Raw genomic sequence first — 9,340 nt, forward strand, 5'->3', positions numbered from 1 at the left:
CCCGGTTGCTCAGTGCTATCCGGTGCTGTACCGGGGACAATTGGTGAAGTTCGATACCGACTTCACCACCGCCACCCTGAAACTGTGGAATGGCCAGGAGTGGCTCTGGCATGACGTGGCCATCAAGGCGGTCCGCCAGCGCCACCACACGGGCGTCGTTAAATCGCCAACGCTCGTGCTCAATCGGGACTGTCACCTGGCGGTCCCGGTCAACGTCACACCGCTACGACGCCCCGATCAAGGGCGCGTCTGCGCGGTGGATGTGGGGATCAATACGCTGGCAACAGCCAGCCTTGTTTCGCAAAACGGCACTGTCTCGGCGCGCGGTTTTTTCCACCCCGCCGCAGATATAGACCGTCGTGACAAGCGCGCCCGGATCATCCGCACCAAAGCGCGCAAAACCGCCAAGCTCTCCAAGGGCTTCGCGCGAACCTGGTATCGCAAGGCGCAGCACATCAACGAGGAGATCGCCCAGCAGACCTCGCGGCGCGTGGTGAATTTTGCGTTGAAGCATGGCGCTGACGTGATTGTGCTGGAAGATCTGAAAGGCTGGCGTCCCAAGGCGGGCAAGAAACGCTCGGGCCTGCGTCAGCGCTTCCATCAGTGGCTCCATCGTCGACTCGACACGCTGATCGAGCAGAAGATGACCGAGGCCGGTGGGCGGGTCGTCTACGTCTATGCGCGCGGCACCTCATCCTGGGCCTTCGACGGCTCGGGCCGCGTTCAACGCGATACCCAGCAATACGAACGGGCAACCTTTGCCAATGGCAAGCAGTACAACGCTGATCTCAACGCCAGCTACAACATCGGCGCCCGCTATTGGGCCTGGAAAAACAAACTGACCCGCCGCAAGGACGGGCAGTTGTCAGAGGACAGACGTTCCCCTGGCAAACCGAGAATACCGGTCACGCTCTCAACGCTTTGGCCGCGAGAGCCTGAAGCCCCGCATCAATGCGAAGCATGATGCGCGGGTGTATTCACTGTGCATGGTTATACGCTCCGTTCCGGAGCGGCAAACGGGGCCGATTGTGCGTTCGAGGCCGGCTCCGATCGGTGCGAAATCTACCTGCCCTGGCCGGGATTCAACGGCCACGAATCCGAACGCCATCATCTCAGCGATGAGGCCATGCGCTTGGCCGAGCAGCTGCATCCGGCGTGGGCGCAGCTTTCGCCAGCGGCGCGCAAGCTCATGGCCCGCAATGGCTACCAAATCCTGGGGGCCGATCTGCGCTCCCCAGTGGATTTTGTCGTGTGCTGGACGCCGGATGGATCGCAAACAGAAGCCGAGCGGAGTCGCCTGACCGGCGGCACCGGTCAGGCCATCGCGCTGGCCGATCGGTGGGGCATCCCCGTTTTCAATCTCGCGCGGCCAGGGGCGTTGGAGCAGCTTGGAGATCTGGTTCGGCAGCTTGTCGATTAGCCATTTTTTGCCCCGCGAATGGAACTGTCGCAGCTCGCCGAGCTCGACCGGATCTATTTCGCCGAGCCGCCCCATGCTAAGGGCATCCTGGAGGCGATCGATCATTACGACTTCTTCCGCTCCTGTCGCGTGCCGGATCCGATTCCTCAGCCGGTCGCCGAACCCGAACCGGAGGCACCGGCATGAACGCGCCGGCTGTGCCGAGTCGAACCGCTGCTGCTCGCCACCCATGAGCGCGGTCTCGAGATCAGCGAGCGCGAGCACTACGGGTTTTCGATCTACGATGCCTTGATCGTCGCGGCCGCCTTGAGCGCCAAGTGCGAGGTGCTGCTGACGGAAGACCTCCAGGACGGCCAGCGCATCGACGACAGGCTTTGGGTGTTGACCTGATCTTGAAAATATATATAATCAAATGTAACGAAAAGTCAGCACGAGGCTGCGCAAGTGTCGATCGACCCTACTCTCACCCAATCTCTTCAAGAGGCCATTGAGATCATTCGCCACGGGCGTGCGCTGGAGCGCATGTTGATCGAGGCCGGTTTTTCGCTTGCAGACACGGGCGTCGAGTCCCGCCCGACCCCAAATCTTGACGCGGCCTCTCGCCCAGCCGCGGCTAATGCGCGCACCAACCGAGAGCCAGAGCCGCCCGCGCCTGAATGGCCGCAGGCGCATCCCCAGACTGGCGAGTTGGTGGATGCCACGGGGTGCCCGTGGATTGAGTCCGCGCACAGTGCTAAAAAGACATGCACAGAAAACGGGGCGTGGCGACGTAAGCGTCGTGCCAATCCGCGTACCGTCGCGGATCTGGAGAGAGAAGCACGCGAGGCGATGCGAACGGAAACGAGCGCGCAGGAAACGTCCGAGCCGACCACGCCCGATGTCACGCTTTACCAAGTTCTGAGCGCAATTGACGCGGCGGAGACCACGGAAGATCTGGCGCAGGCCGCTGAATTGATCGAGTCGCTTTCCGGTGACGAAAAAGCGCAGGCAGAGACCGAATGCCGCGAACGTCAGGCCGCCATTGAGCGCTTGATGGGGACCACCACGAATGGCGCGGGTGCGGACGGCCAATCGTCGGATGCCGATTCTGAACCGACCGACTTCGAACGCATCCGCGAAGGGATGGCGGCGTCCCTGAGCGAAGACGAGTTAAATGGTTGGGACGGCGAGAGCCGTCTTGTCCTGATCCCGGCAAGCCAACGGGAAAAACTGGATTGGGTCTACGAACAACGTTTGCGGCAACTGACTGGGGGAGCTCCAAGCGCGGCCTAGGTTGCTCGCGGAGGAACTGATGAAATATGTTGTAGAGCGCCATTCCGGGCGGCGATGCGATAAATTTAAGACGATTCTTGAAACCGATGATGGAGATAAAGCGCGAGAGTTATACGAGCAAAAATCACTTGAGCTTCGTCAAGGGTGCGTGCGTTTGTCTATCGGCGGAACTATAGCTAACGAGACCGGCGCGCCGCGATTTCGTTTACGATCACGATTTTGAATATTGGAGAATACAGTGGAAGCTAACGAAGACAGCCGCTACCCGTACACCTATGCCGCAGACTACGTACGCAGCCTCGCCGGCTACGGTGAGGACGGCAGCACGAAGTTGAGCCGCAGCGACGCGAGTCGTATCCGCAGTGAGATAGCGGCAGCGATTGGCATGGAAGATGCGGAACTGGCACGCAAGTTAGCCGACCGCTACAAAGCTAATTGCGATGGTGCGCGTTGAGAAATTAACCAGGGCCCGACCTGAGTGTCGGGCGGGAGACACGCATGAATACAGGTGATCGTGTACGGATTCTCGAAGGAGCCAGCGATTGGGTCAACTACCCCGCCTTGAAGGGCGGAGCTTGGAGAGCAAGCTGGGTTGACCAGCCTCAGCCCGCCTGACCAGGACGGTCGAAAGGGGCTACGTGTGCAACAGGTCGTTAAGACTCACCGGCGGATGCTTCCTCAGTCCGCCGCTCTGAAAGGTCGAGATCATGCAGGCGAAAGGTAAAGCGCCGAAGGTTTTGATCGCCGCGCCAGCGGGAGCCGGTGGCACACATTGGCGAGGGGAGCGACCACGCCGCGAGGCGTCGTCCGTCACCAGGCCCTTACGGGCAGAGCCTCACGGCCCGGCAGGTGGAAAGCCTGCACCTGTTTCCGGTGGCTGCACGGTCGTAGCCGCTATCCCTCCCCGCCCTGAAGGACGGGGTTTCTCGCGGAGGAACTGATGAAGAAACATGGACATTGCTGGATGGATTTTTTGCCCGATTCCATCGATGGCGCACAAGGGATCGTGGTCGCCGATTATACGCATTTTTCAGGCAATAATTGTCATTATATTATCGAAATTGATAATGGGATTGGTATGGTTGGAATATATCCAATGTGGCCGATTCCTGTTGACGCCAGGGCTGGTCAGAATCAGAGCAATCCAGCCACACAATACAATCCGAGGTGAAGTATGCACGCTTGTTTAATCTGTCAACATTCTCAAATGTTTGGTCAGCCAGAGAGATTGCTTGCCAGCGACACGATTTCTTTGGGGTTTGAATGTATTGGGCCGCCACTACAGGGGGCGTATGGCTTAGAACATGCGCCTCACACAATGATTTTTTGGCCAGAAACAATGACCGTAAACGTCGACGGCGGGCAATCTATACCGAACGGCGGTTGTGAAGGATATATTTATCGGCCAGCCGCCGTTGCGTGTGACGCCGTTTGTCAACAACCAAAGCAAGCCGAAAAGACGTCTCGGGGATGCGGGGAGAATGTAGATCAGGAGCAACTAATCTTAGAATTGAATAAAGAACTTTTAGAAGCATTGAAAGCATTCGATCGCATGTATGTCAGCGATATCCCGCATGACCATCGAGATTTTAAAGTCGTAATGAAAGCCAGAGCGGTCATTGAAAGGGCAAATAACATACTTGGGGCGGAGGTATCATGATGAATCTGAGTGAATTACCTGCCGATTGGCCGCAACGTCAAGACTCGTTATCCGAGCAGCTTGCTGATCTGAGGATCATCGCGAACCGCCTTGGGTTTCAAGATGCGGCGGACGCCATCGGTCAGCTTTTCGACACCTCACGCCTTCTCGATGTGCGGTACGGGTGCCACCTTGACCTTGAGCATGGCTCGGAACCTGATGACTGTGTGATCGATGACGGGAACCTGCACCACTGCATCTACGCAAAGGCAGGTATGCGAAAAGAGCGGTGTGCGTATTGGCGAATAGTTTCTGGTCGGAGTCAATAATCAATGAAACCGGAAGAATTTGTTCTTGAGTTCGAAGGCTGTCACTTCCCAAGCGATCTCGGGCCGGAAATCAGCCTTGACGCTCATGATCCTCCTTTTAAGAAAAAGGAGCTTCGCGAAATGGCTAAATTGGGGTTGATCGTCTTAAACGAAAAGGACTGGACATATCGTTTAACACAAAAGGCGGCGGAATTGCGCCAACCGGAAACCGAACGCGAACGTCACCGTTTTCAGAATGCTTTGCGCGATCTGGTCGATACCAGAAAATACCTGGACGCTAATCCCGATAATCTAAGCGATGACGAACGAAAAGCTCGCAATCTTCTGATTGCAGTGTGCTATACAATTGCTGATGCGTTTCCTGAAAAAGAAAAGCGCATTGATGTCTAAAATCACGCACACCTATAGAGCCGTTACAAAAGACGGCACGGTTTTTACCCGAAAGTCGCACCGCGCCTATCAAGTGTTTTGGTTGGTCAGGTTTAATCCGGCCAAGCTTGGCGACGACGATATGCGCCATGGCTGGACAGAACAGGGATTCGCCCGTGATCAGGGTGCCGCCGAACAGGCCGTCAAACGATGCTTGCCGAGCTTGCCACGCAAGCATCCATACGAAAGCCCTGGCGAGTGGCAAAAAAGGCTCGCTGAGTGCGAACCCTGGTATCGTGCCCGTGTTGCCGCCGGATGGACGATTGAGTACGCTCCTGTCGAGATCGATAAATAGAGAAGATAGCGCCGATTTGCATAATAGGCGTTTCCTGACCGGGCAACGAAAAATGCAACACAAAGATTTTAGTATCGGAATCGAATTCGAATGCGGAGGACGCTGTTGGCGATGCACCGATGTCGGTACGCGCACCGTAATTGCGATTTCGCTCGATCACCTGGACGATCCAAGCTGGTACAGTGGGCCGCCCTACGCCATCTCCGAGATTGTTTTCGACGAAAACGATATGCCGGCTTGTACCTTGCTCACCGCATCAGGGCAAATGCCAGCTTGTCAATCCCGTTTGCGCAACAAAACTATGTCATCACCAGCTTCCAGCAAGGTCCATGGACAATGGTTCAACATCCGATTCACCCCGGACTTGGCAACTGGCGAGCGGCTCAACATCGGCGTTGGACTGATCGATATGCACGGCGGCATCCAGACCCGGATGCTGTCCAATTTCGAGCGGCTGCGCTGTCTCTATGACGGACGTGTCGACTTGGACGGTCTCCATTTTCTGATAGAGACGCTCGATTCCTACTGGCGCAACGAAGGACACCCGTCGACATCCCCCATCGCCAACATCAGCTTTAGCGCGCTCAAATATGCCTCCGGGTTCAGTGTTGCCGAAATTCTCGAGGATCTTTACGGTGAAACAGTGATCTTAGATCCGTCTGTCGTCACCACGCGCGGAGATCAAGAGGTTATCGCTGATCGCTGAATGAATAGCACTCCCCATCCAATACAAAAAAGATATTGATCGTTCTGTGACTGTAGTTTAATATAATGACAACGCAAAACATCTATTAAAAAAGAACATGCCAAACCTGAAAATTGTTATCTGCCCTGGTTGCGGCAGCGAAATCCCGCTGGACAATCGCGGCTGTCCTGATTGCGGCTATACAAATAGCCGCGCAGCCGATGGACGGCTGCCGACGCTTGCCTTTTTGCTTGAGCAGCCAAGTTATCCAGAACCGGGTGCCATGCGGCTTGACGACGTTTGTCCCGCATTTCTCAGGGCGCTCGTTCTTGCGGCGCATTGAACAGGGAGGCGAAAACAGTATTAACCGGCTGCGCAGGATTACGTCTAATTTTTAATAAGAGATCGTGCGATGAGCAAAAAAACAAGGCGTACATCACCAAATCTAGAGCCGAAGAGATGCGCAAAAAAACTCGCTTCTCTAAATCGTCAAATCAAAACACTGGAATCCATCGAGTTCAAGTTGATGACGGTCTGGCTGTTGCTGTGGGGGTGTGAGTTGACGCTGGCCATGCTGTCGTATTTATATCCTTCCCCCTGAAAGGCGGGGATTTGTACCTCGCGCGAGACTGATGAAAAATATCGATAGCGTTATTTCATGGATCATTCCAGCTAGTTTGGCTGGATTGCTCGCTCTCTATGGCTTGCGGCGGTTGCTCGACGAGCAGGCTAAGCGTTGGCGAGGTGCCAAAGGTGAACGCGAAGTTCAGCGGAGTCTAAAGCGCTTGTTCCCCAAAAGCGCGCACAATCTCTATCTGCCGCTGCCGGGATCCGGACGCCTGACCGAAATCGACCATATCGCCTTGACGTCGGCCGGACTCCTGGTGGTCGAAACCAAAAACTATAGCGGCGATATCTACGGACGCGCCGACGAGTCGACGTGGACCAAGTTTAATCGCGGAAAAAGCCGCACGTTCCAGAATCCGCTAAAGCAGAATCAGGCCCATATTCGGGCCGTCCAGGCGCTCAATCTTTGTGTGCCGGTGATCGGGCGCGTCGTACTGGCAGGGCCAGCGCGCTTCCCAAAAGGCGTGCCGGATGGCGTGTCCTACCTAAAAAGCCTGCGACACGATCTAAAGGGGCTGCGCCGTGGCCGACCTTCGCCGGCACTCGAGGCGGCTTGGTCGACGCTGCTGGCGAACGCGCGAACAGATCGCGCGGCGCAGAAAGCGCATCGGGAGGGATTGCGGGCGCGCTATGGTTGACCTTTAATTAGTATTAAAATAATTCGGGTAGATTAAAAATCAAGGGGGCGAGATGGGGAACGATACGGAGATAAGAGAACAAATCCGGCTTTACTTTTTAGCCGAAATAGTTGCGAAACGATTATTGAAATCCGGCGACCGCGTGCGCGCCGTGAAGTGCCCAGGGACAGAGCGGACATTTAGTTTTTCCCATTGGGCCGGGCATTGGATGGTGAGTAAATCCGGCATAGACGACTACTCACCGATGTCTATTCGTCGAATCAACGGCAAAAAAATCGACATGCACGCTATGGCATCACAGTGCACTGACGACGTAAGTCAAAAAGTCGAGAACGCGCTGCGTCAGCGCCGTGAACGCAGGGTGGCTGCTGGCACTGTACCATTTTAGGGGGCTGCTTAGGCAGTCTTCGCGCCGCCGCCAGCCGCCGCTGGCGATCGGCGATCCGGGCGGCGCGCCGCTGGTAGCGTCCGGAGCGCATCCAGCGCTTTAGAACATACGGACGTACAGGTCGCCTGAGCGCACCCCATCGATCCGTCGCTGAACGAGGTCGGGGGGACGCAGGCTCGATCGCCCCCTGCCTTCAACAACAGCGCACATTTTCAGCAAACAACCACTTCAGCCGCTCATTGAGCTTTCTGTCATCAACGATCTCGCCGACCGGCGGACTGATGATGTAGCCTTGTCCGTAATGGGCGTTGATGTAGGTCGCTTGATCGAGATGTTGAAGCGTCTCGACCCCTTCGATCACCAACTGCATATCCCCTTCTCCAGCCTTGGCGAGTCCTTCGATCATGTTGAGCACGTTCTCGATGATCACGCGACCGCGCGCCGAGCAAATGTCCATCGCCGGAGCCATCTTTACGATGTCGAAGTGGCCCGCCGCCAATCGGGCGATCCCGTTCCCACCCGAGCCAAAATCATCCAGCGCCACTCGAACACCCATCTCACGCAGCTCATCAATACGATCCATCACCTTGATTTCGGTCAACACATCGATGGGATCCTCCGTCACTTCCAGTACCAATCGTCCGGTGTGGATTTCACGGTGGCAGAAAAAGCTCTTGAGACGCTCCAGGTACTGAGCGTTGCATAAACTTGCCGGGGAGGTGTTGATGGTGAATGTGGATCGAGGCGCAGCGGCCTGGATCTCTGGAACCATCTTCAGAATCTCGAGATCGACGGTTGTGACAGGAATCAGGCTGCCGATGAACTCAGCCGGCGGCAAGACCCAACCTTGACACGACTTGAGCCGCGCCAGGATTTCGTACATGACCTCATCGTTTTCGGTCCATCGCAACGGAACGATTGGCTGAAAGACCGGGAAAAGCGAGCCGAACTGTCCAAGTGGTTGTTCCCAATGTACGCAAGGCTGAAGGTGTTGCAGGGGGAGAGAGTGAACAACGCTCACGGCAAATTCTCTACATAGGATGTTACAATGTGTTTTGATAGTATCACTTTTTCCGTTAAAGTAAATTTAAGCGTGAGGATGTTTTGGGGTCATGTACCCCACGGCTAAAGCCGGGGGCTTGCAGCTGTACTCGGACAGTCCCTTGTCGTCATCGCACGCTACGATGGGCACGCATGACACACGGCCCGCGCGGCGATATTGATCGCCGCATTGACATCCGCGTTCGCCGTATGCCCGCAAGCGCCACAGCGAAACTCGGATTGCGACACGCGGTTGGCCTTGTCCACGCTCCCGCAGGCCGGACAGGTCCGGCTGGTGTGGCGTGGATCGACGATGACCACCGGCACGCCGGCGATCAGCGCCTTGTAGGCGATGAACTGGCGCAGCTGATGGAACGACCAACCGCTGTGTTTGGCCCGATCAGATTTCCGTACCGTGGTCCGTTGGCGAATGCCCTTGAGGTCTTCCAGGGCGAGTCCGCGACCGGTGTCTTTGGCTTTTTTGACCAAGCGCTTGGAGAGAACGTGGTTGTGGTGGCGCCGAAAGCGCGCTTCACGCCGGCGCAGCCGTTGCAGATGCCGTTTGGCCGAGCGCGAA

The 9,340-nt window shown here is 56.3% G+C and carries 16 protein-coding genes; 14 read left to right on the top strand and 2 right to left on the bottom strand.

Translation table 11 applies throughout. From position 1 onward, the window contains the following. The 14 genes from HW932_RS21070 to HW932_RS21135 all read left to right on the top strand — a co-directional run. Positions 1 to 964 (top strand): IS200/IS605 family accessory protein TnpB-related protein (locus HW932_RS21070; RefSeq protein ID WP_176978418.1); only part of this gene is annotated, 964 nt, incomplete at its 5' end. Between the two features lie 18 nt (positions 965 to 982). After that, positions 983 to 1,420 (top strand): hypothetical protein, encoded by a 438-nt coding sequence (locus HW932_RS21075; RefSeq protein ID WP_176978419.1) that lies wholly within the window; start codon positions 983 to 985, stop codon positions 1,418 to 1,420. An 18-nt stretch (positions 1,421 to 1,438) separates the two neighbouring features. Then, complete coding sequence (locus HW932_RS21080) at positions 1,439 to 1,606, top strand: HAD family hydrolase (protein ID WP_246296962.1); 168 nt, start codon at positions 1,439 to 1,441, stop codon at positions 1,604 to 1,606. A 258-nt stretch (positions 1,607 to 1,864) separates the two neighbouring features. Further along, complete coding sequence (locus HW932_RS21085; protein WP_176978420.1) at positions 1,865 to 2,692, top strand: hypothetical protein; 828 nt, start codon at positions 1,865 to 1,867, stop codon at positions 2,690 to 2,692. 19 nt (positions 2,693 to 2,711) lie between these two features. Then, a complete protein-coding gene (locus HW932_RS21090) occupies positions 2,712 to 2,915 on the top strand; it encodes a hypothetical protein (protein ID WP_176978421.1) in 204 nt (67 codons plus the stop codon). Between the two features lie 15 nt (positions 2,916 to 2,930). Then, entirely contained in the window at positions 2,931 to 3,146 is a 216-nt protein-coding gene (locus HW932_RS21095; RefSeq protein ID WP_176978422.1) for a hypothetical protein, read from the top strand. 486 nt (positions 3,147 to 3,632) lie between these two features. Continuing rightward, positions 3,633 to 3,863, top strand: coding sequence for a hypothetical protein (locus HW932_RS21100; protein WP_176978423.1), 231 nt, complete (start codon positions 3,633 to 3,635; stop codon positions 3,861 to 3,863). 3 nt (positions 3,864 to 3,866) lie between these two features. Beyond that, entirely contained in the window at positions 3,867 to 4,352 is a 486-nt protein-coding gene (locus HW932_RS21105) for a hypothetical protein (RefSeq protein WP_176978424.1), read from the top strand. Positions 4,353 to 4,663: 311 nt separating this feature from the next. Continuing rightward, on the top strand, positions 4,664 to 5,050 hold the full coding sequence (locus HW932_RS21110) for a hypothetical protein (RefSeq protein WP_176978425.1): 387 nt from the start codon (positions 4,664 to 4,666) through the stop codon (positions 5,048 to 5,050). After that, positions 5,013 to 5,384 (top strand): hypothetical protein, encoded by a 372-nt coding sequence (locus tag HW932_RS21115; RefSeq protein WP_176978426.1) that lies wholly within the window; start codon positions 5,013 to 5,015, stop codon positions 5,382 to 5,384. The genes HW932_RS21110 and HW932_RS21115 overlap by 38 nt, the downstream gene beginning before the upstream one ends. A gap of 52 nt (positions 5,385 to 5,436) precedes the next feature. Next, positions 5,437 to 6,090, top strand: a complete 654-nt coding sequence (locus HW932_RS21120) for a DUF3037 domain-containing protein (protein ID WP_176978427.1) — start codon at positions 5,437 to 5,439, stop codon at positions 6,088 to 6,090. A 97-nt stretch (positions 6,091 to 6,187) separates the two neighbouring features. After that, positions 6,188 to 6,412 carry a zinc ribbon domain-containing protein gene (locus HW932_RS21125; protein ID WP_176978428.1) on the top strand — a complete coding sequence of 75 codons (225 nt, stop codon included), beginning with the start codon at positions 6,188 to 6,190 and terminating at the stop codon, positions 6,410 to 6,412. 289 nt (positions 6,413 to 6,701) lie between these two features. Beyond that, positions 6,702 to 7,334, top strand: a complete 633-nt coding sequence (locus HW932_RS21130) for a nuclease-related domain-containing protein (protein ID WP_176978429.1) — start codon at positions 6,702 to 6,704, stop codon at positions 7,332 to 7,334. A 52-nt stretch (positions 7,335 to 7,386) separates the two neighbouring features. Continuing rightward, positions 7,387 to 7,722 carry a hypothetical protein gene (locus tag HW932_RS21135; protein WP_176978430.1) on the top strand — a complete coding sequence of 112 codons (336 nt, stop codon included), beginning with the start codon at positions 7,387 to 7,389 and terminating at the stop codon, positions 7,720 to 7,722. A 193-nt stretch (positions 7,723 to 7,915) separates the two neighbouring features. On the opposite strand, the gene HW932_RS21140 is transcribed toward HW932_RS21135, so the two are convergent. After that, the gene (locus tag HW932_RS21140) at positions 7,916 to 8,743 is read right to left on the bottom strand and encodes an EAL domain-containing protein (protein ID WP_176978431.1); all 828 of its coding nucleotides are present in this window, start codon (positions 8,741 to 8,743) and stop codon (positions 7,916 to 7,918) included. A 158-nt stretch (positions 8,744 to 8,901) separates the two neighbouring features. Beyond that, positions 8,902 to 9,340, bottom strand: a 439-nt coding sequence (locus tag HW932_RS21145) for an RNA-guided endonuclease TnpB family protein (protein WP_176978432.1), incomplete at its 5' end; no start/stop codon positions are given.

The sequence above is a fragment of the Allochromatium humboldtianum genome (assembly GCF_013385175.1).
Classification (GTDB): domain Bacteria; phylum Pseudomonadota; class Gammaproteobacteria; order Chromatiales; family Chromatiaceae; genus Thermochromatium; species Thermochromatium humboldtianum.